This window comes from Methylobacterium bullatum, from assembly GCF_014845095.1.
GTDB classification, from domain to species: Bacteria; Pseudomonadota; Alphaproteobacteria; order Rhizobiales; family Beijerinckiaceae; genus Methylobacterium; species Methylobacterium bullatum.
Genome location: NZ_NKUG01000160.1, coordinates 1 through 21,953 on the forward strand (window position 1 = coordinate 1; position 21,953 = coordinate 21,953).

Genomic DNA, 21,953 nt, shown 5'->3' on the forward strand with positions numbered 1-21,953 from the left:
CCCCCTTGATCACGGGGCCGCAATTGCCGCTTCCCCCCGTCGAGGGCGAGGCGCCCCTCACCCTCACCGCCCTGTTCGCGGGCAGCAACCAGCCGGTGCGCTCCGGCCTCGCCTGGCGCATCTACGAGGATCGGTCCGATGGGGTGCGGCCGAACATCGTCGCGCGCTCCGAGGCGGCGGATCCGAGCTTCACCCTGGCGCCCGGCGGCTATGTCGCCACCGTCACCTACGGCTTCGCCACAGCCTCGAAGCGCATCACCATGGCGGGCGCGGCACTCAGCGACCGCCTGACGATCACCGCGGGGGCGCTCAAGCTCTCGGGTGCCATCGGCGACATGAAGATCACCCCCGCCGACCTCGCCTTCTCGGTCTTCGTGCCCATCGGCACCAATTCGGAAGGGCGCCTGGTGCGCAGCGGCGTGAAGGCGGGCGAGCTGATCCGCCTGCCGGAGGGGACCTACCACGTGGTCTCGAATTACGGGGAATCGAACGCGATCCAGCGCGCCGACCTCAAGGTGGAGAACGGCAAGGTCACCGACGCCACCCTCAACCACCGGGCCGCCACCGTCACCCTCAAGCTCGTGGCTGCGCCCGGCGCCGAGGCCTTCGCCGGCACCGCCTTCAGCGTGCTGACGCCGGGCGGCGACACGATCCGCGAGGCCATCGGCGCCTTCCCGCAGGTCACCCTGGCGGAGGGCGACTACGTCCTCATCGCGCGCCACGACGGCCAGGTCTTCACACGGGAGTTCAAGGTGGAAAGCGGGATGGACCGGGATATCGAAGTGGTGGCGAAGGCCTCCTGATGCGCGCCGTCGTCCTCGCCGTCGCCCTTCTCGCCGCCGCGCCCGCCACGGCACAGACCGTCATCGACGGGTCCGACGCCACGATCGGGGCCGAGATGTCGGCGTCCGCGATGGCGCTGGTCGGCAGTGGGCTCAAGAGCCCGGCCGAGGCGCGCTATGGCCGGCTGCGCCGGGGCAAGGCGGGCGCCATCTGCGGCGAGGTCGACGTCACCAACCGGATGGGCGCCCATGTCGGCCCGCGCCCGTTCGTCGCCGATCCGGGGTCGGGCTTTTCCGGCATCATGCCCGACGCCGCCGAGATCCGGCACCCGTCCAGCATGGCGCAGTACCAGGGTTTCCAACGCACACTCGCGCTGCTCTCGGCGAATTGCGACGGGTGATCGCTTCCCGATTCGCTCCGGCGACATCGAATCGATGAAGCTCGGGCGTCAGCCCCCCACCACCGCCAGGCTCGCCCCCGCGACGGCCGTGAACACGACCACGATCCAGGGCGGGGCCGCCCTGATCGTCAGGAGCAGGAACGCACCGGCCGCCACGGCGAAATCGCGAGGGCCGAGGACAGCGCCGGTCCAGAGCGGATCGTAGAGCGCGGCGGCGAGAATCCCCACCACCGCCGCGTTGGCGCCGCGCATGGCCGCCTGCGCCAGGGGTCTTTCGCGGACGGCATCCCAGAAGGGCAATGCTCCGTAGACCAGGAGCAATCCCGGCAGGAACACCGCGACGAGGGCGATGGCGGCCCCGGGCAGACCGTTCGGCTGCGGTCCGAGGGCCGCGCCGAGATAGGCCGCGAAGGTGAAGAGCGGCCCCGGCACCGCCTGCGCCGCGCCGTAGCCGGCGAGGAACGCATCCGGGCCGATCCAGCCGGTTTCCACCAGGGCCGTTCGCAGGAGCGGTAGCATCACGTGGCCACCGCCGAAGACGAGGGCGCCGGAGCGGTAGAACGCATCGAACAGGGCGAGCCCCTGCGAGGACAGGGATCTGGCCAGGAACGGCGGGACCGCGAGGAACAGGCCGAACAGGAGGAGGGCCACCGCGCCGGCCCGGCGCGAGACCGGGATGCCGAGATGCCCGCCCGCCGCTCCGGATGCCCGGCGGCAGACCGCGAGCCCGGCAACGGCTCCGAGACCGATGCCGGCGACCTGACCGGTCGATCCGGCCAGCACCGTGGTCAGGGCGAGGGCGGCAAAGGCGATGGCCGCGCGGGTGGCATCGGGCGCGAGGGTGCGGCCCATGCCCCAGACCGCCTGCGCCACCACCGCCACGGCGACGAGCTTCAGCCCGTGGACGATGCCCGATCCGACCGGGCCGCCGATGGCGTCCGCCCCATAGGCGAAGGCCACGAGGAGGAGCGCCGAGGGCAGGGTGAAGGCGGCCCAGGCCGCGAGCCCGCCGGCGAGCCCCTTGCCCCGCATCACCCCGAGGGAGAACCCGACCTGGCTCGAGGCCGGGCCGGGCAGGAACTGGCACAGGGCCACGAGGTCGGCATAGGCCGCCTCGTCGAGCCAGCGGCGGCGATGCACGAACTCGGCGCGAAAGTAGCCGAGATGGGCGATCGGGCCACCGAAGGCGGTGAGGCCGAGCTTGAGGAAGGCGAGAAAGACTTCCCGCACGGAACCCTCGCGGGAAGGCAGTGGTGTCATCACAGTGGTTGACCTTGGCGTCATGGCTCGGGTCCTGACCACCCTCCTACCCGAATTCCTCATCCTGAGATGCCGCGAAGCGGCCTCTCAGGATGGCTCCAGCCTGACTGGCGATCCCTGGACGCCGCCTTCGAGGGCTCCGCTGCGCTGCGCCGCTCCAGGATGAGGTGGTGGGTGGGATGGCCCCCGGAACTATCCCAGCCCGCCGGCCTCGACGATGAAGCGGGCCACCGTGTCGGCGCCGTGTCCCTCGCGCAGGGACGAGAACACGTAGGGCCGCGCGCCCCGCATGCGCCGGGTATCGGCCTCCATCACCCCGAGATCGGCGCCGACCATGGGGGCGAGGTCGGTCTTGTTGACGATGAGGAGATCGGACCGGGTGATGCCGGGGCCGCCTTTACGCGGGATCTTCTCGCCGCCGGCGACGTCGATGACGTAGAGGGTGAGGTCGGCGAGTTCCGGCGAGAAGGTCGCGGCGAGGTTGTCGCCACCGGATTCGATCAGGATCAGGTCGAGCTTCGGGAAGCGACGGCGCATCTCGGCCACCGCCGCGAGGTTGATCGAGGCGTCCTCGCGGATCGCCGTATGCGGGCAGCCGCCGGTCTCGACGCCCATGATCCGCTCCTCGGGCAAGGCGCCGGCCACGGTGAGGATGCGGGCATCCTCCTTGGTGTAGATGTCGTTGGTGATGGCGCAGATCTCGAAGCGATCGCGGAAGCGCTTGCAGAGCTGCTCCATCAAGGCGGTCTTGCCGGAGCCGACGGGGCCGCCGATGCCGACGCGCAGGGGGCCGTTCGGTGAGGGGCCGTTCAGTGAGGTCATGACGGGGTCTTTCACGAGCGGAAAATCCGAGAATACTGGGTCTCGTGCCGGGCCGAGCCGAGATCGAGGCGCAGGGTCGCGGTGCCGATCTCCTCGAGGCTCAGGGGCGGGATGGTCGCGGCCAAAGCCGCCACCCGGGGGGTGAGGGACGCGATCACCCGCGTGCCGGCGCTCTGGCCGATGGGCGCGCAGCGCAGCGCCGCCGAGACGAGGTTCTGCAGGAAGGCGAGGCCGAACCCGGCGAGCACCGGGGCGAGCGCCATGCGGTGGGCGCCGGCCGAGAGCCCCACCGCCACCGGGTAGGCCACCTCGCCGGGCAATGCCTCGCTCAACCGGTCGAGATCCGCGCTTCCCCAGGCGGCGCGGGTAGCGTCGAGGAAGCTGCGCCCCTGCTGGGTCGTCTCGAGGTGGAGTTCGCGCGTGGGCGCCAGGGCGACGGCGAGGTCGTTGACCTCCGCCAGCGCCGGAATGTCCCCCGCCTCGGCTGCGGCATGGGCATGGGCCAGAAGAATCAGGTCGGTGCGCACCGCGCCCCGTTCGAGCACGTCGCCGAGCCATGCCAGCAGCGAAGCCTCGCCCCCGACATCGCCGCATTCCACCGCCCATTCGAGCCCATGCGAATAGGCATAGGCCCCGACGGGATAGCCCGGCGAGAGCCAGGCCATGAGCCGGACGGTGTCGATCATCGGGGATTCGCCCCTCATCATACCGGGCGCCCTTCCCTGGAAGCCCGAACCGGCAGAGGATGGGGGCATAGGACGAAGCTCAACCGGACACCGCGCCGTGGCTGTGCGGATGAGGGTGGTCGTGCCCATGATCGTGGGCATGGCCATGCCCGTGGTGGTGCCCGGCGGCCTCGCCGGCATACGCACCACCCTCGGGCCGGAACGGACGCTCCACCGGCTCGGCCGTCCCCCCTAAGCCCCGCACCATCTCGGCCAGCACGTGGTCGTAGGCGATATGGACCGCGTCCGTGCCGATCTCGGCCGGGATGTGCCGGTTGCCGATATGCCAGATCAGGCGTTTGAGGGCGAGGTCGTCGGCGGCCCGGATCTCGAGCAGGCGCTCGGGCGCGGCCTCGACCCAGACCAGGCGGCCATCCTGCAGCACCAGGGCGTCGCCGTCGTCGAGGACCGTCGGCGCGGGCAGGTCGAGCAGGAAGGACAGTCCGCCGACCCCGCGCATGGCCATGCGGCGGCGATGCCGGTCGCCATGGTCGAGGACGATGCGGTCGACGATCTCGCCGGAGAGCGCGTCTCGGCGGATCACTTTCGTGGCGCGGATCAGGGAAGAGCTCAAAACAGGAAATACCGCTGCGCCATCGGCAGCACCTCGGCCGGCTCGCAGACCAGGAGCTCGCCATCGGCGCGCACGTCGTAGGTCTCCGCGTCGATCTCGATGGTCGGCGTGGCGTCGTTGAGGATCATGCTCTTCTTCGAGATGCCGCCGCGCACGTTCTCCACGGCGACGAGCCGCTTCTGCACCCCGAGCCTCTCGCCGAGCCCGTCCTCGATGGCGGCCTTCGAGACGAAGGTGAGCGCTGTGGCGAAGGGCGAGCGGCCGATGGCCCCGAACATCGGGCGGTAATGCACCGGCTGGGGCGTGGGGATCGAGGCGTTCGGGTCGCCCATGGGCGCGGTGGCGATCATGCCGCCCTTGATGACGAGGTCGGGCTTCACCCCGAAGAAGGCCGGCGTCCACAGGACGAGATCGGCGAGCTTGCCCGCCTCCACCGAGCCGACATGGGCCGAGACGCCATGCGCGATGGCCGGGTTGATGGTGTATTTCGCGATGTAGCGGCGGGCACGCAGGTTGTCGTTGCCGGAGGTGTCGCCCGGCAGGCTCCCGCGCTGGCGCTTCATCTTGTCCGCCGTCTGCCAGGTCCGGATGACGACCTCGCCGACCCGGCCCATGGCCTGGCTGTCCGACGACATCATCGAGAGCGCGCCGATATCGTGCAGGATATCCTCGGCCGCGATGGTCTCCTTGCGGATCCGGCTCTCGGCAAAGGCCAGATCCTCGGGGATCGCCGGATCGAGGTGGTGGCAGACCATGAGCATGTCGAGATGCTCGTCGATGGTGTTCTTCGTGTAGGGGCGCGTGGGGTTCGTCGACGAGGGCAGGACGTTCATCAGCCCCGCCACCTTCATGATGTCCGGCGCGTGGCCGCCCCCCGCTCCTTCGGTGTGGAAGGCATGGATGGTCCGCCCCGCAAAGGCGCGGATCGTGTCCTCGACGAAGCCGGATTCGTTGAGCGTGTCGGAATGGATCATCACCTGCACGTCGTGCAGGTCGGCCACCGTGAGGCAGGTGTCGATGGCCTGGGGCGTGGTGCCCCAATCCTCGTGGAGCTTCAGGGCACAGGCCCCGGCGCGGACCATCTCGACCAGGCTCTCGGGCCGCGAGGCGTTGCCCTTGCCGGCGAAGGCGAGGTTCATCGGAAAACTGTCCGCCGCCTCGATCATCCGGGCGAGATGCCAGGGGCCGGGGGTGCAGGTGGTGGCGAAAGTGCCGTGCGCCGGGCCGGTGCCGCCGCCGAGCATGGTGGTGACGCCCGAGCACAAAGCTTCCTCTATCTGCTGCGGGCAGATGTAGTGGATGTGGCTGTCGAACCCGCCGGCCGTGAGGATCTTGCCTTCGCCGGCGATCACTTCGGTGCCGGGGCCGACGATGATGTCGACGCCCGGCTGGATGTCCGGGTTGCCGGCCTTGCCGAGCTTGAAGATGCGGCCCTTCACGATGCCGACATCGCATTTCACCACGCCCCAATGGTCGAGGACCACGGCGTTGGTGATGACGGTGTCCACCGCGCCATCGGCATTCGTCACCTGCGACTGCCCCATACCGTCGCGGATGACCTTGCCGCCGCCGAACTTCACCTCCTCGCCATAGGTGGTGTGGTCGCGCTCCACCTCGATGACGAGGGAGGTGTCGGCGAGGCGGATTTTATCGCCGGTGGTGGGGCCGAACATGTCGGCATAGGCCGAGCGGGCGAGGGAGGCGGGGCGGGGTGTGTTGGACATCAGGCGGCCTCTCGTGCCTCTGCGACGGCGCGGTCGAAAAGCGCATCCAGCGCCGCGTTGACGCCGCGACAGCCGGCGACGACCTCTTTCGCCCAATCGATGTAGTTCGCCACGCGCTCCGCGCTCCAATCGTCCGGAGGGCTCGCCACGAGGGAATGCAGGTTGCTGATCTTGTCCGCGATCTTGAGGGCGCGGGCGCCGGGCGACTTGTGCGGCGCCTGCTCGACCTGGAGACGCTTGCGCCCGGCCTTGGGCAACGACTTGTCGTCGGTCACTTCGGCCACGAGTTCGGCGACGCGCCGACCGAACAATTGCTCGATCTCCTCGCCGCTCGTCCCAGTATCCTCCACCGTGTCGTGGAGCCAGCCCGCAGCCACGAGATGCGCGTCGGGCTCCTCGGCGGTCGCGGCCAGGAGCGAGGCCACCTCGGCGAGGTGGTTCACGTAAGGCTCGCCCGCCGCGCCCTTCCGGGTCTGCCCCACGTGACGCCGCGCGGCGAACTCGGCGGCACGGGTGACGAGGAGGATGCCGTCGCGCAGACGGGACGTCTCGTCGGTCATAGCGTACCCATCACGTCGCCGCGGAACCCGTAGACCGTCCGCGCGCCGAGCAGCGGCACCAAGGAGACCTCCCGCGTGGCGCCCGGCTCGAACCGCACCGCCGTGCCCGGCGCGATGTCGAGGCGCTGGCCCTTCGCCTTCTCGCGCTCGAAGGTGAGGCCCGGATTCACCTCGTAGAAATGGTAGTGCGAGCCGACCTGGATCGGCCGGTCGCCGACATTGGACACGGTGAGCAGGGTGCGCGGGGCGCCGTCGTTGAAGACGATCTCACCCGGAAGCGTCGTCACCGTGCCGGGCACGTCCGATGAGGGCGCGCCGCGGATCGGGTGGTGGACGGTGACGAGCTTGGTGCCGTCCGGGAACGTCGCCTCCACCTGGATGTCGTGGATCATCTCGGCGATGCCCTCCATCACTTGGTCGGCGGTCAGCACATGGGCGCCCGCCTGCATCAGTTCGGAGACCGAGCGGCCGTCCCGCGCGCCCTCCACCACCGCATCGGTGATGAGCGCGATCGCTTCGGGATAGTTCAGCTTGACGCCGCGGGCGAGCCGGTTGCGGGCGACCTGGGCGGCCATGGCGACGAGGAGCTTGTCCTTTTCGCGCGGGGTCAGGAGCACGGGAAACCTCGGGTGTTGGTCGCGGGGTGCGGTGACGCGCAGGCAAGGACCATGCGCAGGCCGTTCCTAGGGAGCCGGGACCACCGTCGTCGTCAAGCGCAGGTTGAGGGCTTTCAGGACGCGCATGGTCGTATCGAGGCTCGGATTGCCCTCGTCGGACAGGGCTCGGTACAGGCTCTCGCGGGAGAGACCCGTCTCTCTGGCGATCTGGGTCATGCCATGAGCGCGCGCGGCGACGCCGAGCGCATGTCGCAGGAGAGCGGCGTCTCCCTCCTCGAACGCAGCGGCCAGATACTCGGCCACCGCTTCATCGGTGTCGAGATAATCGGCGGAATCATAGGGCTGGGTCGTGGTCATCGCTCATTCCTTGCGGAGTTCTCGCTTTAGGAGTCTCACCTCACACGGTCCGCGCGATCGCCTTGGCCCGAGCGATGTCGCGATCCTGGCTTCCTTTGTCACCGCCGCAGAGGAGAATGACGAGAGCCTCGCCCCGACGAACGAAATAGATCCGGTAGCCGGGCCCATAATCAATTCTCAGTTCGCTCACGCCCTCTCCGACGGGCTTTACATCGCCAGGATTGCCATGGGCGAGACGGTCGAGGCGCAGCGCGATCCGTGCCGTTGCGCGGGTGTCGCGAAGGCCCCTGAGCCAGCCGTCGAACACGTCGGTGCGGCGCATGTCCATGATTCAGGAATGTAGCTTATGGACTACGTTTTTACAATCGATGGAGCAGGCGCGATCTGGATCGAGGGGACAGGTCGTGGCAGGACTGTGCGTCGAACGTCCATATGTCCATCCGAACGGCAGGCCCCGTGACCTATCCCCGCGACCTCGTCGGCTACGGCCGCAACCCGCCCCATCCGCGCTGGCCGAGCGGCGCGCGGATCGCGGTGCAGATCGTGCTCAACTACGAGGAGGGCGGCGAGAACTGCATCCTGCATGGCGATGCTGCCTCGGAGGCGTTCCTGTCGGAGATCGTCGGCGCCCAGGCGTGGCCGGGCCAGCGGCACATGAACATGGAATCGATGTTCGAATACGGCTCGCGTGCGGGCTTCTGGCGGATCTGGCGGCTGCTCCAGGCGCGGAACATTCCCGTCACCGTGTTCAGCGTCGCCACGGCGCTGGCCCGTCACCCCGACATCGCCGCGGCCATGAAGGAGGCCGATTGGGAGATCGCCTGCCACGGCCTGAAATGGATCGACTACCGCGACTTCACCCGCGAGGAGGAGAAGGCGCATATGGACGAGGCGATCCGCATCCACACGGAGATCACGGGGGAGCGGCCGCTCGGCTGGTACACGGGCCGCTCCTCGGTCCACACCCTCGATCTCGGGGTGGAGGCCGGCTTCACCTGGCTCGCCGATTCCTACGCCGACGACCTGCCCTACTGGAGCGAGCAACCGAGCGGGCGTGGCCTCGTGGTGCCCTATACGCTGGACGCCAATGACATGCGCTGCGTCGCCCTGCAGGGCTTCAACACCGGCGACCACTTCTTCACCTACCTGCGCGACACGTTCGATGCCCTCTACGCGGAGGGCGAGAGCGCGCCGAAGATGATGTCGGTGGGGCTGCATTGCCGCCTCGTCGGACGGCCGGGCCGGATCGGGGCGCTGGCCCGCTTCCTCGACCATGTCGCCGCCCATGAGGACGTCTGGGTGGCACGACGGATCGATATCGCCCGGCACTGGATCGACCATCACCCGGCGGGGGCATGACCATGTGCGACTGGAAGAGGTTCTTTCTTTTCGCCCATGCATTGGCACTGATCACAGTGCTCGCTCAACCTGCAGCCGCGAAGAAGACGAAAGCAGCCTTGGACTTGGGAGGCTGCTGGACGAAAGATATGAAGCCTCGGAATCTGGATGGCGGTGAAAGTCCAGGCAGCAAAACACTGTGCTTCGGGAAAAACGGTCGACTTGGGACAAGCATCTTTTCTCATGCCCACAAGGAATCATTTCAGAGTGAAGGCCAGTATCGCGGCTCGCAGACCGAAATCGAGCTTCTGGGTTTTCCCGGTGACGGGTGGGTCGGCAGCAAACCACTCGAAAGGTGTACCTATTCCTTCGGCACAGGCGCCGAGACGATGACTCTGAGCGACTGCAGCCTCGTGGGCGAGTGGACACGGACGTGTCGGGCGGTTTCAGCCGACCTGTCCTGCACTCCTTGAGTGTGACGATACCGGACGAACAAGCGCTTTCGAGATCGACATGCATCGTGACGGTATCGCCTCGGTCGGGGCACCAGGAGACGACCAGGTGCCGGTGATCGCAGACAAGCCCCCCGCCCGCCGTCGCCGCAAGGACGGCGAGGCGCGGCGCGAGGCGATCCTCGATGCGGGGCTCGAGATCTTTTCGGGGCTCGGCCTGCACGGAGCGAGCCTGGACCGGCTCGCCGAGCGGGCCGGGCTGTCGAAGGCGAACCTGCTCTATTACTTCCCCTCGAAGGAGGACCTGTATCTGGCGGTGCTTCGCCGCGTCCTCGACGTCTGGCTCGACCCGCTACAGGAACTCGACGCCGACAGCGATCCGGCCGAGGCGATCCGGGCCTATATCCGCGCCAAGCTCACCCTGTCGCGGGACGCGCCGCAGGCCTCGCGGCTGTTCTGCCTGGAGATCGTCCAGGGCGCGCCGCTCCTGCGGGCCGAACTCGAAGGCCCCCTGCGAGGGTTGGTGGAGAGCAAGGCGGCGATCCTGCGTGGCTGGATCGACCAGGGCCGCATCGGTGCCCACGACCCCCACCACCTGATCTTCTCGATCTGGGCGATCACCCAGCACTACGCCGATTTCGCGGTCCAGGTGGATGCCGTCACGGGCCGGAGCCTCGACGAATCCGACTTCTTCGAGAGCACCGTGGCGAGTACGCAGGCCCTGATCCTCACCGGGCTCGGCCTGCGATAGGTACTGGGAAACGAGCCCCGCCGGCGGAATCCCGCTCCATCGGCGAGGCTCGCGAAATGGCCTACTTCTTCGAGGCGAGATACGCGATCACGTCGTCGATCTTCTTGTCGTCGGGATAGCCGGCGAACACCATCTTCGTCCCCGGCACCTTGGCCTTCGGGTTCTTCAGCCATTCGTGCAGGTTCGCCTCGTCCCAGGTGAGGCCCGACGCCTTGAGCGGGGCCGAGTAGGAATACCCGTCGAGGGAGGCCGCCTTGCGCCCGACGACCCCGGTCAGATCCGGGCCGACACCGTTCTTGCCGAAGGCATGGCAGGCCTTGCAGGGCGCGAACGCCTTCTCGCCGGCGGCCGCATCGCCTTCGGCATGGGCCGCCATCGGAAGCAGCATCGCGACGAGAGCACCGAGCATCGGGTACCGCATGGGGTTTCCTCTCCGTGGTTGTTTTGAATACCTCCAGAAAACTGACCGCGCCCTCCGCGAAGGCAATGTCCGCGAGTGAGACCTCACGAGAACGTGTCACGGCGGGGGGATGAACCGGGCCGCCGACGCGAACCCGCTCGGGCCCGCCCGCCGTTTCAGCAGAAGCCGCCTTCCCGCAGAGCAGATCGAAGAGAGTTTGAGCAAACGGCCGAAAAGGTCGATTTCGAGTTTGACCATATGGTCCAAACAGCTACCGTTCATCATCGAACGGGACGAACAGGACACTCTTCCGTTCGCAACCTTGACCGGGATTGGATCCCATCGTCCAATCTCCGCCAGAATAGCGAGGCGGTCATGAATGTCGGCGTCTTCATTCCCATCGGCAACAATGGCTGGCTCCTTTCGGAGAACGCGCCGCAATACAGACCGAGCTTCGAGCTCAACAAGCAGGTGGTGCTGAAGGCCGAGGGCTACGGGTTCGATTTCGCCCTGTCGATGATCAAGCTGCGGGGCTTCGGCGGCAAGACCGAGTTCTGGGACCACAACCTCGAATCCTTCACGCTGATGGCGGGCCTCGCCGCGGTGACGAGCCGGATCAAGCTCTTCGCCACCGCGGCCACCCTGTGCATGCCCCCCGCCATCACCGCGCGGATGGCCTCCACCATCGATTCCATTTCCGGCGGCCGCTTCGGCCTCAACCTCGTCACCGGATGGCAGCGGCCGGAATACTCGCAGATGGGCCTGTGGCCCGGCGACGAGTACTTTTCGCGGCGCTACGAATACCTCTCCGAATACGCCCAGGTGCTGCGCGATTTGTGGGAGACGGGGTCCTGCGACCTCAAGGGCGAGTTCTTCCAGATGGACGATTGCCGGCTCTCGCCCCGGCCTCAGGCGGAGATGAAGATCATCTGCGCCGGCCAATCGGCCGCCGGCATGGCGTTCACGGCGAAATATGCCGACTACAATTTCTGCTTCGGCAAGGGCGTGAACACGCCCAAAGCCTTCGCCCCCACGGTGGAGCGGCTGGAACTCGCCAAGGCCGAGACGGGCCGGGACGTGTCGTCCTACGTGCTGTTCATGATCATCGCCGCCGAGACCGACGAGGAGGCCCGCGCCACCTGGGAGCATTACAAGGCGGGGGCCGATGCCGAGGCCATCGCCTGGCTCGGGGTCCAGGGGGCGGCCGACACCAAATCCGGCTCGGACACCAACGTGCGCCAGATGGCCGACCCGACCTCGGCGGTGAACATCAACATGGGCACCCTCGTCGGCTCCTACGCGGAGGTGGCGCGGATGCTCGACGAGGTCGCCACCGTGCCCGGCACCGAAGGCGTGCTCCTGGTGTTCGACGATTTCCTCGAAGGCCTCGACGCCTACGGCACCCGCATCCAGCCGCTGATGCGCTCGCGGGCGCATGTCACCGCCGATGCGGTGCCGATGGCGAAGGTGGCGTGATGGTCGCCGGCTATCACGATCCGTCCGGGCGCTATGGCGGCATCACCCTCCCCGCGCGGCCGGAACCCATCGCCTTCGATGCCGAGGCCACGGCTCTCATCGTCGTCGACATGCAGAACGCCTACGCGACGAAGGGCGGATACCTCGATCTCGCCGGGTTCGACGTCTCGGCGACCGGGCCGGTCATCGAGAAGATCGCGACGGCCGTCGCCGCCGCGCGAAAACGCGGAATCAGGATCGTCTGGTTCCAGAACGGCTGGGACCCGGACTATGTCGAGGCCGGAGGGCCGGGCTCACCGAACTGGCACAAGTCGAACGCCCTCAAGACCATGCGCAGCCGCCCCGACATGAACGAGCGGCTGCTGGCCAAGGGCACCTGGGACTACGCCCTGGTGGATGCGCTGGCGCCTGAACCCGGCGACATCGTGCTGCCCAAACCGCGCTACAGCGGCTTCTACAACACCCAGCTCGACAGCCTTCTGCGCTCGGCCGGCATCCGCACCCTGGTCTTCACCGGCATCGCCACCAACGTCTGCGTGGAATCGACCCTGCGCGACGGGTTCTTCCTCGAATATTTCGGCGTCGTCCTCGCCGACGCGACGCATCAGGCGGGGCCGGACAGCCTCCAGGCGGGCGCGCTCGCCAATATCGAGACCTTCTTCGGCTGGGTCTCGGACGTGGCGAGCTTCAAAGCGGCGCTGGCTGAGCGGGACGCCGTGGTGGCGGAGTGACATCCTCCCTCCCGCCCTCGACCTCATCCTGAGGTGCCCGCGTCAGCGGGCCTCGAAGGAGGCCTCCAGGCCCCTGGGAGCGAGCTGAAAGCCTCCTTCGAGGACTCCGCTACGCTGCGGCACCTCAGGATGAGGTCACGGGCGGGCAAGACGACACAGGCAACACAGGCGACGAAGACGGCCATTTCGACGATCGAACGGGAGTACTGCGAACCATGCCCAAGACCGTGATCATTCCCCCCGGCACCGGCAAGCCGTTGGCCCCCTACGTGCCGGGCACCCTCGCCGACGGCGTGCTCTACGTCTCCGGCACCCTGCCGCTGGATGCCGACGCCAACGTCGTCCATGTGGGCGATGCCGGCGCCCAGACCCGCCACGTGCTGGAGACGATCAAGGGCGTCGTCACGGCGGCCGGCGGCACCATGGACGACGTCACCTTCAACCACATCTTCCTGAAGGACTGGGCCGATTACGCCGCGATCAACGCGGTCTATGCCAGCTACTTCCCCGGCGAGAAGCCGGCGCGCTACTGCATCCAGTGCGGCCTGGTGAAGCCCGACGCCCTGGTGGAGATCGCCACCATCGCGCATGTGGGCAAGCCGTGAGCGCAGCCATCCACCACGAGATCCACGGGGCCGGAGCGCGCACCATCCTGCTCTCGCCGGGTCTCGGCGGCTCCTGCGGCTATTTCGCGCCGCAGATTCCGGCTCTGGCCGAGCGCTTCCGGGTGGTCGGCTACGACCATCGCGGCACCGGGCGCTCGCCCGATGCCCTGGAGGAGGGCCACGACATCGCGGCGATGGCCCGCGACGCGCTCCGGGTGCTGGACGATCTCGGCATCGCCAGCGCCGACATCGTCGGCCATGCGCTGGGCGGCCTGATCGGCCTCGAACTCGCGCGCACCCATCCCGACCGGGTCGGGCGCCTCGTGGTCGTCAACGGCTGGGACCGGGCCGATCCGGCGACGAAGCGCTGCTTTGCCGCCCGCAAGGCGCTGCTGACCCATGCCGGACCGGACGCCTATGTGGCCGCGCAGGCCATCTTCCTCTACCCGGCGCCCTGGCTGTCCCTCAACGCCGGGCGGGTGGCGGCGGACGAGGCCCATGCCCTGGCGCATTTCCCCGGGCCTGAGAACACGTTTCGGCGGATCGCGGCACTCGAGGCCTTCGATCTCAGCGATCGTCTCGCCGACATCCCGCACGAAACCCTGGTGATGGCGGCGGAAGACGACGTGCTGGTGCCCTATCTGTGCTCGGAACGGCTCGCGGCGGCCCTGCCCGACGCCAGGCTGGATCTGGCCAAGGGCGGCGGCCACGCCCATAGCGTGACGCAGGCGGAGGCGTTCAACCGCGCCCTCCTCGCCTTTCTCGACCGACCCTGAGCAGGTTCGCATTGGCAAGCCAACGCGTCACCTCGCTCAAGCCTTTGAAGTGTCGCAGGTTTTGAGGCGCAAAACCGGTGACCACTTTCGCTGAACCCGCTGAGAGGAAAGCCCCCGGCCATGAGCGAGACGACGATGCCCACGGTCGAAGCCGGCGCCTTCCGCGAGGCGATGTCGCATCTGGCCAGCTCGGTCCATCTCGTCACCAGCGATGGACCCGGAGGACGGGCGGGCTTCACCGCCTCCTCCGTCTGCAGCGTCAGCGACGCGCCGCCGACCCTCCTGGTCTGCATCAACCGCACCTCCTCGGCCTACGCGGCGGTGAGCGGCAACGCGGTCCTGTGCGTGAACACCCTGTCGGGCGAGCAGGCCGGCATCGCGGGTGCGTTCGGCGGTCGCACCCCCATGGACGAGCGCTTCGCCGCGGCGGCGTGGGGCGAACTCGCCACCGGGGCGCCGGTGCTGGAGGGGGCGCTCGCCGCCTTCGATTGCCGCATCGTCGCGCGCCACGCCGTCGGCAGCCACGACGTGCTGTTCTGCGAGGTGGTGGATCTCTCGGAGCCCGGCGGCGGAGAGGGCCTCGTCTATGCCGGCCGACGCTACCACACCTTGCCCGTGTCATCGCCGGCGTCACCCGCGCCCGCCCGCAAGACGGACGGCCTGCTGGGGGCGCTCTGACGCCGCGCATCCGAACCATGCGGCCCATCAGGCCGTCGAAGCGCGCAAGCTCGATGGGCGGGAGGATGTTGATTTATCCACCGGGGCTGCTTACCGCATAGCCATTGAACGACGTCGGACTTGTCATGCACCACGGCATCGGGCCGGAGAACCGGGTTCGACCGGGCGTGCCAAGCTCTCTATTTGCATCGGGCATTCGAAATACACAGTTCGCCCTACGCTGCGGGGCGAGACCATAGACTCGGTTGTGTCGTTCCAACGATCTTCACCAATGGTGCCGTAGGGTCGAGCGTGCGATTTCGTGGGGGACCTGCTTGGCTCGGCACCATACCTTCCTCGAACGCCTGTTCGATCTGAAACCCTATGCGTCGGCCTTCAGCACCGCCCTGCTGGGCTGGCATCCCGCCCTGCGGCGGAGCACGGGTTACTTCCCGGATTTCGCCTGGCCGGCCGACCGCGCGCGGGTGATCAGCGACGAGACCCGGAGGCATCGCCTCTGCGCGCCCGGCTACGACGCGGCGCGGGCCATCGTCATGCGCCACAACGCCGATGTGATGAACGGGCTGGAGACGGCCTGCACGGGGGACACCACCCGCACGATGATCGCCGGGATCGGCGGCGTCCTGATTCCCGGCCACACCGTGATCCCCGCCGATTACGACACGGGCCGCCAGATCTCCCTCGGCCAGCGGGGCCAGGCGCGCTGGGCCTTCTGCCACCCCGCACCGATCGGCCTGCGCAAGATCGTCCTGACGGAGCGCTGCCTCGCGATCCCGCCCGTCTTCCATTTCGGCCATCTCCTCACCGACGTGCTGATGCCGATCTGCGAGGCCGTGCGCGTCGGTGCCATCGACAAGCGGGAGGAGACGGTGTTCGTCACGGCCTCGCACCCGCCCCTCGTGACCGCCTTTCTCGATGGGCTGAAGGCGCTCGGCTACCCGATCCGGCAACTCGTGCTCAAGGCGACGGACCATGTGGTCACGGAGCGCTATGTCTATGCCCGGAGCCATTGCCCCAATATCGAACGGATCTTCGGCGTACCCCAGGCACTGGATACGGCACGGGCCATCTTCCGTGCGGCCTATCGGGGGCATCCGGTCACGCCGCCGGCCTCGAAGCTCTATCTCCGGCGCCGCAACCAGCGCCTGCGCGTCGTGGAGGGCGAGGACGCGCTGGTCGAGCGGCTGGAACGCGCGGGCTTCCGCATCTTCGAGCCGGGATGGGGCAACCATGCCGAGCAGATGGCGGCGATAGCGGGTGCCGACGTCGTGGCCGCCGTGCACGGCGCCGCCCTGGCCAACACGATCTTCTGCAAGCCCGGCGCCACCGTCGTCGAGCTGATGGCCTCGACCTCCCGCAAGAGCACCGTGCTTCACTGGGCGAGTGAGGGCGGGGCCGGCTACGTGCCGGTCCTGGGCGGCCCGGAGGGCGCCCGGCAATCCTTCGCGATCGATCCCGCGGCCACGGCGGAGGCCATCCTCCGTGCTGTGGAACCCGCACCGAGACTCCATGCCGGGGCCTGACGCATGACGACGATCCCGGATACCTCGGCACGCGGCCTCATGGTGCGGAACGTCCTGTGCGTGGCCGGCTACCTCCTGCTGCTGCTCTCCGCCTATTTCATCGCCAAGAACCTCTCGGCCAAGCTGATGATCGCGGGGCTCGTCACCATCGCCGTGAGCGATCCGACCCTCCTGCGCGAACGCCTGCCGCGCCTCCTGGAATGGGGGCTCGCCGCGCTCGCGGGCTTCGCCGCCTGGACGGTGCTCGGCCTTCTCGTCAATGGCATTCCCCTGGGGCCGGCAAGCGATGCGGTGGCGAATTTCGCGCTCCTGGCCGTCGCCCTCCTGGCGGGACGGCGCCTGCTCGCCTGTTGCGGCCTCCGCTTCATCCTGGGCGCGCTCTTTGCCGTGGCCAGCCTCAGCGCCCTCCTGACGCTCGTTCTGCATTTCGGCGCGGGGCTCTCCTTGGCGGACAGGCTCGTGCCGCTGGGCCGGCCGTCCAACTCCATCCCGGGAGCCGGCGGCCTCTGCATCGCCCTGATCGGCATCGTCGCCCTCCTCGGCGACCGGTCACGCCCGGCCGCGCCCGCGACGATCGCCCTCGTCGCCCTGGCCGCGCTGCCGATCGTCGTGGCCGTGGCCATGACCCAGAGCCGCGGTCCCATCCTCGCGACGGTCGTCGCCCTGGCGGCGACGCGGCTGCCGTGGCGTCCGGGTGGTTGGCGTCTCACCGGCTGGCGCCTCTTCGCGGTGGTCCTCCTGGCCTGGAGCCTGACCACGGCGCTGATCGTGATCGAGCCCTGGCTGAGAGCGATGCTCTGCGTCGACCAGTCGAATTTCTGCCGACCCTCCAGCCGCCAGCAGATATGGACCTGGGTGTTCGAGCATATCTCGCAGAGGCCCCTGCTCGGTTTCACGCCCGTCTTCCGCTTTGCCGATTCGCTCTTCAACCACGCCCATAACGGCCTCTTCGGCACGGCGATGTATTTCGGCGTCCCGGCCTTGGTGGCCGCCCTGGCGATGACCTTCGTCTATTGCCGTCACCTCGCGACCGTCGACGGAGGGCTCTCGACGTTCTGCGCCGCCGCGCTGATCTTCAGCTTCGGCTACATGGGATCGGACCTTCCCAACCCGTTCTCGTTCGTGAACATGCATTTCTTCTTCCTCTGGCTGCCCATCGCCTTCACCTTGGCGGGGCGGTCGGAGGAGGCCGCGACCGGGTCGGATTAGGACATCGTCCCGAAGCGTCGCACCGCCGCTCCATGGGGTGCGGCTGCCACGCTCCTTGCATCACGCGATCCGCATCACACGCCCACACCGGTCCGGAGACGACGCGATCATGGCAGCCGAATCCTATTTCCCCGTCTGGCGCGCCAGGGATGCGACGTCGGAGGCCACGGACGTCATGCCCGACGAGCGGCTGCCCGCGGGCCAGACCGTGCTCCTCGGCTTCCAGCACGTGGTGGCGATGTTCGGCGCCACCGCCCTGATGCCGATCCTGATGGGGTTCGACCCCAACCTGGCGATCTTCTTCTCCGGCATCGGTACGCTGATCTTCTTCCTCGCCACGGGCGGCCGGGTGCCGAGCTATCTCGGCTCGTCGGCGGCCTTCGTCGGTGTGGTGATCGCGGCCACGGGCTATGCCGGGGCGGGGCCGAACCCCAACATCGCCGTGGCGCTCGGCGGCATCGTCGCGGCGGGCCTGCTCTACGGCCTCGTGGGCGCCGTCATCGGCCTCGTCGGCTATGCCTGGGTGGAGCGGGTGATGCCCCCGGTGGTGACCGGCGCGGTGGTGGCCGCCATCGGCCTCAACCTCGCTCCGATCGCGACGCGGATCATCTCGGCCTCCGCCTTCGACACCTGGTTCGGCCTTCTGACGGTGGTCATCGTCAGCGTCATCACCATCTACGCGCCCGGCCTCGCCCGGCGCCTGCCGATCCTGATCGGGGCGGCCCTCGCCTACCTGCTCTATCTCCTCCTCGCCAACGGGTTCGGTCTCGCCAAGCCCATCGACTTCTCCGCCGTCATGGCCGCCCCCTGGATCGGCGTGCCGGGCTTCGTGGCACCGGTTTTCGACCCCAAGGCGATCGCCCTCATCGCCCCGGTCTTCGTGGTGCTGATCGCCGAGAATCTCGGCCATATCAAAGCCATCGGCGCGATGACGAGCCGCAACCTCGACCCCTACATCGCCCGCGCCTTCCTCGGCGACGGCCTCGCCACCATGCTGTCGGGGGGCCTCGGCGGCACGGGGGTAACGACCTATGCGGAGAATATGGGGGTCATGGCCATGACCCGGATCTACTCGACCCTGGTCTTCGTGGTGGCCGGCTTCACCGCGATCCTGTTCGGCCTCTGCCCGAAATTCGGGGCGCTGATCCTGACCCTGCCGGTGCCGGTGATCGGCGGTCTCTCGGTGGTGGTGTTCGGGCTGATCGCCGCCACCGCCGGGCGGATCTGGGTGGAGAACCGGGTCGACTTCGCCAATGCCCGCAACCTCCTCACGGTCGGCGTCGCCGTGGTACTGGGCGCGGGCGACCTCACCCTGAAATTCGGGTCCTTCGCCTTCGGCGGGATCGGCACCGCCACATTCGGTGCCATCCTGATCTATCACCTCCTCGGCATGACGAGGATCGGACGCGCGCGGGTGTGACGACGGCGCGGCCTATTCGGCAGCGAACAGCCCCGGCATCTCCGGCACGGCGCTTCCCGGCAGGGATGCCTTGGGGTCGCCCGGCCCGGTCTCGCAGCCGAGGACGGGCAGGGCGATGACGCGCAGCCCACGAAAATCCGTGCGGCAGACGATGGTGCCCCGCGTCTCCACATAGGCGAGGAGCCGCCGGGCGCGCCCCGGCGAGCGGCTGCCGATGGCCCGCGCCAAGGCCTCGTCGCCGGGGCAGGGCTCTCCGGCCAGGGCCGCGCGGGCGAGGAGCAGGAACAGGCCCTGGACCTCGTCGGGCAGGTTGGCGGCAGCGGCCTGCGCCTCGTCCCAGCGCCCGTCCCCGTCGGCCGGGGAGGCCTCACCGTCGAACCCGGCCCGCGCCACGCCGAGGCGGCGGCGGAAGGCAGCGAGGGTGAGGGATTCGCCGTCGAGCCCGCGCATGCGGCAGCGCACGAGGAAGTCCTGGTAGATCACGGCCACGGGCTGGCGCCCGGCATCGGGGTCGGCGGCGATGCCGCGCAGCACCTCGTCGAGGCCGGCGCGCAGCTCCTCTTCGCTCAAGGGCTCGGGCGCCTCGACGGGCTCGGGCCGGTAGGCGCTGAGTTCGCGCAGGAGGTCGGCGGGGCTCGTACGGGGCGTCGGCGGAGTGCGCGGTGCCGGAGCCCAGGAGGCCGGGCCATCCTCGGCCGAGCGGGTGAGAATGAGGGCGCGCAGATCCGCGTCGGCGGGAGCGGGAAGCGGCACGAGCTTGGGCGAGCCCGAGCGCGCCGAGGTGGAGACCGGACCGATGCGCAGGGCCAGCGGCCGGCGGCTCAACGCGGGGCCGAGGGCCACGAACTCGCCGCGAGACAGATCGCGGAACCGCTCGGCGCCGCGGCGGTCGAGGCCTAGCAGGTCGGCGGCGCGGGCCATGTCGATGTCGAGGAAGGTGCGGCCCATCAGGAAGTTGGTGGCCTCGGCCGCCACGTTCTTGGCGAGCTTGGCGAGGCGCTGCGTGGCGATGATGCCGGCGAGCCCGCGCTTGCGGCCACGGCACATCAGGTTGGTCATGGCCCCGAGAGAGGCCTTGCGCGCCTCGTCGGAGACGTCGCCGGCGGCAGCGGGCGCGAAGATCTGCGCCTCGTCGACGACGACGAGGACGGGGTGCCAATGGCTGCGCTCGGCCTCGAACAGGCCGCCGAGGAAGGCGGCGGCGGCGCGCATCTGCGCCTCCATGTCGAGGCTCTCCAGGGTGAGGACCACGGAGACCCGATGGGCGCGCACCCGCGCCGCGATGGCCTGGAGATCGCCCTCCCCATGGGCGCCGTCCACGACCACGTGGCCGTAGGCCTCGGCCAGGGTGACGAAATCGCCCTCGGGATCGATGATCACCTGCTGGACCGAGCCCGCGCTCTGCTCGAGCAGGCGGCGCAGGAGATGCGACTTGCCGGAGCCGGAATTGCCCTGGACCAGGAGTCGGGTGGCCAAGAGTTCCTCGAGATCGAGCCGGGCGGGCTCTTCGCCCGGACCCATGCTCAGACCCATCTCGATCCCCACCGTCATTCCCGCTCCGCTGTCCCGTATCGCGCCCGCGACGAGACCGATCCTAGCACGGATGAGCCCAGCGTGCGGAGCACGAGGGCGGCGCATCCACAGGGACGAGCCTCGTCGATTAGACATAAATACCTAGGCTATTTGACCTAGGTTTTTAAGCAAAGGGCGAACATCCTAGACGCTCCATGCTCAAGGCTTTGCGGACGCGCACACGGCCGCTCCATCGACCATGGGCGCTGCATTTTCCTGCAGGCCGCCCTTGCCGCCCTGCCCCGCGCGTCTAGATTTCGGTCTCATGAACCCAGTTCTCATCGTTGCCCTGGTCTGCGCCTCGACGGTCCAGGCCCCCGACTGCTCCCGCGAGACCGCCCTCGACGTGATCACGGGGCCTGCTCACACGCTTCAGGAATGCATGATGCAGGGGCCGGTCCTGGCGGCCAATGCCGGCCACGGCAACAATCCGGACACCTACGTGAAGACCCGCTGCGAACCGCGGCGCTGAGCAGGCCGGGCGCGAATCCCCCAGGAACGAAGCCCCATGAGTAACGACGTCAGCCCGGACCGGGCAGTGATGATCCGCCTGCGCGCCCGCCTCGCGGTGGTGGAGCGGGCGGCTTGGTTCGGCTTCGCCGAGGCCATGCGCCGGCAGCCGGAGGAAACGGAAGCCTATATCGCGGCCGAGCGCGCCAAATGCGCCGCCGGGTTCGCCGGCCCGGCCTGGGCCCGCGACCTCAGCGATGCGGAGCGGGCCCTACTCGGCGCCGAGGTGGATGCGGGGCTGGCGCAGCTGGTGGAGGATGCCAAGGGCGAGTGATCCTCTCGGGTCCCTTCCCCAAGGCGGGTGAAGCGAGTGAGCCGCCGACGTGGCGCGTATTCGCGTGAGGTTCCGGATCACCCTACGCTTCGCTGCAAGCGTGGAAAAGGTGCGTCATGCGATGCCGGACTCGACGAGAGTCTGACCGATATCTTTCCCCTACCCACCCCACAGATCGCGCCAAGCGGGGGGCATCGCCAGACCCGGCAGGCTGGTCGCCGCATGGATTCCGATGGCGACCGCGCGGGCGAGGGTGTCGGCCGCCGCCGCGCCGATACGGGCGAGATCGGTGATGGGGTCGGAGAGGGGAACCCGCCCGGTGGAGACCGCGAAGACCACGTCGCCGTCGAGCGGCGTGTGGACGGGGTGGATCGCCCGCGACAGGCCGTCCTGCGCCGGGTTCTTATACAGATCTG

At 68.7% G+C, this 21,953-nt stretch carries 25 protein-coding genes and 1 pseudogene; 14 read left to right on the top strand and 12 right to left on the bottom strand.

Features of this window, described 5'->3' with window-relative positions; translation table 11 throughout:
- Together MBTS_RS19900 and MBTS_RS19905 are read left to right on the top strand one after the other, a co-directional pair.
- Positions 1–803 (top strand): hypothetical protein (locus tag MBTS_RS19900; RefSeq protein WP_192216318.1); only part of this gene is annotated, 803 nt, incomplete at its 5' end.
- Positions 803–1,183 (top strand): hypothetical protein, encoded by a 381-nt coding sequence (locus MBTS_RS19905; protein WP_147831901.1) that lies wholly within the window; start codon positions 803–805, stop codon positions 1,181–1,183. The genes MBTS_RS19900 and MBTS_RS19905, both read left to right, overlap by 1 nt.
- A 48-nt stretch (positions 1,184–1,231) precedes the next feature.
- Here MBTS_RS19905 and chrA read toward each other — a convergent pair whose 3' ends face one another.
- The 9 genes from chrA to MBTS_RS19950 form a co-directional block, all read right to left on the bottom strand.
- Entirely contained in the window at positions 1,232–2,467 is a 1,236-nt protein-coding gene (gene chrA, locus MBTS_RS19910) for a chromate efflux transporter (protein ID WP_147831899.1), read from the bottom strand.
- Positions 2,468–2,635: 168 nt separating this feature from the next.
- The gene (gene ureG / locus MBTS_RS19915) at positions 2,636–3,265 is read right to left on the bottom strand and encodes an urease accessory protein UreG (RefSeq protein WP_018043650.1); all 630 of its coding nucleotides are present in this window, start codon (positions 3,263–3,265) and stop codon (positions 2,636–2,638) included.
- 11 nt (positions 3,266–3,276) lie between these two features.
- On the bottom strand, positions 3,277–3,951 hold the full coding sequence (locus MBTS_RS19920) for an urease accessory protein UreF (protein ID WP_147831897.1): 675 nt from the start codon (positions 3,949–3,951) through the stop codon (positions 3,277–3,279).
- 79 nt (positions 3,952–4,030) lie between these two features.
- On the bottom strand, positions 4,031–4,552 hold the full coding sequence (locus tag MBTS_RS19925; protein WP_147831913.1) for an urease accessory protein UreE: 522 nt from the start codon (positions 4,550–4,552) through the stop codon (positions 4,031–4,033).
- Between the two features lie 8 nt (positions 4,553–4,560).
- Positions 4,561–6,288 carry an urease subunit alpha gene (ureC, locus tag MBTS_RS19930; RefSeq protein ID WP_147831895.1) on the bottom strand — a complete coding sequence of 576 codons (1,728 nt, stop codon included), beginning with the start codon at positions 6,286–6,288 and terminating at the stop codon, positions 4,561–4,563.
- On the bottom strand, positions 6,288–6,848 hold the full coding sequence (locus MBTS_RS19935; protein ID WP_192216319.1) for an HD domain-containing protein: 561 nt from the start codon (positions 6,846–6,848) through the stop codon (positions 6,288–6,290). The genes ureC and MBTS_RS19935 overlap by 1 nt, the downstream gene beginning before the upstream one ends.
- On the bottom strand, positions 6,845–7,465 hold the full coding sequence (locus tag MBTS_RS19940) for an urease subunit gamma (protein ID WP_147831891.1): 621 nt from the start codon (positions 7,463–7,465) through the stop codon (positions 6,845–6,847). Before MBTS_RS19940 ends, MBTS_RS19935 begins: the two co-directional genes overlap by 4 nt.
- Positions 7,466–7,531: 66 nt before the next feature.
- Positions 7,532–7,822, bottom strand: a complete 291-nt coding sequence (locus tag MBTS_RS19945) for an addiction module antidote protein (protein WP_056149621.1) — start codon at positions 7,820–7,822, stop codon at positions 7,532–7,534.
- A gap of 40 nt (positions 7,823–7,862) precedes the next feature.
- Positions 7,863–8,150 (bottom strand): type II toxin-antitoxin system RelE/ParE family toxin, encoded by a 288-nt coding sequence (locus MBTS_RS19950; protein WP_210322883.1) that lies wholly within the window; start codon positions 8,148–8,150, stop codon positions 7,863–7,865.
- A 104-nt stretch (positions 8,151–8,254) separates the two neighbouring features.
- Here MBTS_RS19950 and puuE point away from each other — a divergent pair.
- Both puuE and rutR read left to right on the top strand, forming a co-directional pair.
- A pseudogene (puuE, locus tag MBTS_RS19955) lies at positions 8,255–9,172 on the top strand (allantoinase PuuE); the annotation flags it as partial.
- Between the two features lie 549 nt (positions 9,173–9,721).
- Complete coding sequence (gene rutR, locus MBTS_RS19965) at positions 9,722–10,363, top strand: HTH-type transcriptional regulator RutR (RefSeq protein WP_147831887.1); 642 nt, start codon at positions 9,722–9,724, stop codon at positions 10,361–10,363.
- A gap of 61 nt (positions 10,364–10,424) precedes the next feature.
- Here rutR and MBTS_RS19970 read toward each other — a convergent pair whose 3' ends face one another.
- On the bottom strand, positions 10,425–10,784 hold the full coding sequence (locus MBTS_RS19970; protein WP_026175908.1) for a c-type cytochrome: 360 nt from the start codon (positions 10,782–10,784) through the stop codon (positions 10,425–10,427).
- A 354-nt stretch (positions 10,785–11,138) separates the two neighbouring features.
- On the opposite strand from MBTS_RS19970, the gene rutA reads away from it, so the two are divergent.
- The 8 genes from rutA to MBTS_RS20010 all read left to right on the top strand — a co-directional run bounded on the left by rutA (position 11,139) and on the right by MBTS_RS20010 (position 19,181).
- Positions 11,139–12,239, top strand: a complete 1,101-nt coding sequence (gene rutA, locus MBTS_RS19975; RefSeq protein ID WP_018043661.1) for a pyrimidine utilization protein A — start codon at positions 11,139–11,141, stop codon at positions 12,237–12,239.
- Positions 12,239–12,970 (top strand): pyrimidine utilization protein B, encoded by a 732-nt coding sequence (rutB, locus tag MBTS_RS19980; protein ID WP_147831911.1) that lies wholly within the window; start codon positions 12,239–12,241, stop codon positions 12,968–12,970. Before rutA ends, rutB begins: the two co-directional genes overlap by 1 nt.
- A 215-nt stretch (positions 12,971–13,185) precedes the next feature.
- On the top strand, positions 13,186–13,575 hold the full coding sequence (gene rutC / locus MBTS_RS19985; protein WP_018043664.1) for a pyrimidine utilization protein C: 390 nt from the start codon (positions 13,186–13,188) through the stop codon (positions 13,573–13,575).
- Complete coding sequence (gene rutD / locus MBTS_RS19990; RefSeq protein ID WP_192216320.1) at positions 13,572–14,351, top strand: pyrimidine utilization protein D; 780 nt, start codon at positions 13,572–13,574, stop codon at positions 14,349–14,351. The genes rutC and rutD overlap by 4 nt, the downstream gene beginning before the upstream one ends.
- A 120-nt stretch (positions 14,352–14,471) precedes the next feature.
- On the top strand, positions 14,472–15,029 hold the full coding sequence (locus MBTS_RS19995) for a flavin reductase (protein ID WP_192216321.1): 558 nt from the start codon (positions 14,472–14,474) through the stop codon (positions 15,027–15,029).
- Positions 15,030–15,343: 314 nt separating this feature from the next.
- Entirely contained in the window at positions 15,344–16,552 is a 1,209-nt protein-coding gene (locus MBTS_RS20000; protein WP_192216322.1) for a glycosyltransferase family 61 protein, read from the top strand.
- Positions 16,553–16,555: 3 nt separating this feature from the next.
- Positions 16,556–17,761 carry an O-antigen ligase family protein gene (locus tag MBTS_RS20005; RefSeq protein ID WP_192216323.1) on the top strand — a complete coding sequence of 402 codons (1,206 nt, stop codon included), beginning with the start codon at positions 16,556–16,558 and terminating at the stop codon, positions 17,759–17,761.
- 109 nt (positions 17,762–17,870) lie between these two features.
- Positions 17,871–19,181 (top strand): solute carrier family 23 protein, encoded by a 1,311-nt coding sequence (locus tag MBTS_RS20010; RefSeq protein WP_192216324.1) that lies wholly within the window; start codon positions 17,871–17,873, stop codon positions 19,179–19,181.
- 12 nt (positions 19,182–19,193) lie between these two features.
- Here MBTS_RS20010 and MBTS_RS20015 read toward each other — a convergent pair whose 3' ends face one another.
- A complete protein-coding gene (locus MBTS_RS20015; RefSeq protein ID WP_192216325.1) occupies positions 19,194–20,732 on the bottom strand; it encodes a helicase HerA domain-containing protein in 1,539 nt (512 codons plus the stop codon).
- A gap of 286 nt (positions 20,733–21,018) precedes the next feature.
- On the opposite strand from MBTS_RS20015, the gene MBTS_RS20020 reads away from it, so the two are divergent.
- Complete coding sequence (locus MBTS_RS20020) at positions 21,019–21,225, top strand: hypothetical protein (RefSeq protein WP_027173473.1); 207 nt, start codon at positions 21,019–21,021, stop codon at positions 21,223–21,225.
- Between the two features lie 36 nt (positions 21,226–21,261).
- Complete coding sequence (locus MBTS_RS20025; protein ID WP_056149651.1) at positions 21,262–21,537, top strand: hypothetical protein; 276 nt, start codon at positions 21,262–21,264, stop codon at positions 21,535–21,537.
- Between the two features lie 159 nt (positions 21,538–21,696).
- Here the strand turns inward: MBTS_RS20025 and MBTS_RS20030 are convergent.
- A partial coding sequence (locus MBTS_RS20030; RefSeq protein WP_192216326.1) for a P1 family peptidase occupies positions 21,697–21,953 on the bottom strand: 257 nt, incomplete at its 5' end.

Coding starts and splice junctions, on each gene's coding strand:
- MBTS_RS19905 (WP_147831901.1), top strand. CDS start 803: ATGCGCGCCGTCGTCCTCGCCGTCGCCCTTCTCGCCGCCGCGCCCGCC.
- chrA (WP_147831899.1), bottom strand. CDS start 2,467: ATGACGCCAAGGTCAACCACTGTGATGACACCACTGCCTTCCCGCGAG.
- ureG (WP_018043650.1), bottom strand. CDS start 3,265: ATGACCTCACTGAACGGCCCCTCACCGAACGGCCCCCTGCGCGTCGGC.
- MBTS_RS19920 (WP_147831897.1), bottom strand. CDS start 3,951: ATGATCGACACCGTCCGGCTCATGGCCTGGCTCTCGCCGGGCTATCCC.
- ureC (WP_147831895.1), bottom strand. CDS start 6,288: ATGTCCAACACACCCCGCCCCGCCTCCCTCGCCCGCTCGGCCTATGCC.
- MBTS_RS19935 (WP_192216319.1), bottom strand. CDS start 6,848: ATGACCGACGAGACGTCCCGTCTGCGCGACGGCATCCTCCTCGTCACC.
- MBTS_RS19945 (WP_056149621.1), bottom strand. CDS start 7,822: ATGACCACGACCCAGCCCTATGATTCCGCCGATTATCTCGACACCGAT.
- MBTS_RS19950 (WP_210322883.1), bottom strand. CDS start 8,150: ATGGACATGCGCCGCACCGACGTGTTCGACGGCTGGCTCAGGGGCCTT.
- MBTS_RS19970 (WP_026175908.1), bottom strand. CDS start 10,784: ATGCGGTACCCGATGCTCGGTGCTCTCGTCGCGATGCTGCTTCCGATG.
- rutA (WP_018043661.1), top strand. CDS start 11,139: ATGAATGTCGGCGTCTTCATTCCCATCGGCAACAATGGCTGGCTCCTT.
- rutB (WP_147831911.1), top strand. CDS start 12,239: ATGGTCGCCGGCTATCACGATCCGTCCGGGCGCTATGGCGGCATCACC.
- rutC (WP_018043664.1), top strand. CDS start 13,186: ATGCCCAAGACCGTGATCATTCCCCCCGGCACCGGCAAGCCGTTGGCC.
- MBTS_RS19995 (WP_192216321.1), top strand. CDS start 14,472: ATGAGCGAGACGACGATGCCCACGGTCGAAGCCGGCGCCTTCCGCGAG.
- MBTS_RS20005 (WP_192216323.1), top strand. CDS start 16,556: ATGACGACGATCCCGGATACCTCGGCACGCGGCCTCATGGTGCGGAAC.
- MBTS_RS20010 (WP_192216324.1), top strand. CDS start 17,871: ATGGCAGCCGAATCCTATTTCCCCGTCTGGCGCGCCAGGGATGCGACG.
- MBTS_RS20015 (WP_192216325.1), bottom strand. CDS start 20,732: ATGACGGTGGGGATCGAGATGGGTCTGAGCATGGGTCCGGGCGAAGAG.
- MBTS_RS20020 (WP_027173473.1), top strand. CDS start 21,019: ATGAACCCAGTTCTCATCGTTGCCCTGGTCTGCGCCTCGACGGTCCAG.
- MBTS_RS20025 (WP_056149651.1), top strand. CDS start 21,262: ATGAGTAACGACGTCAGCCCGGACCGGGCAGTGATGATCCGCCTGCGC.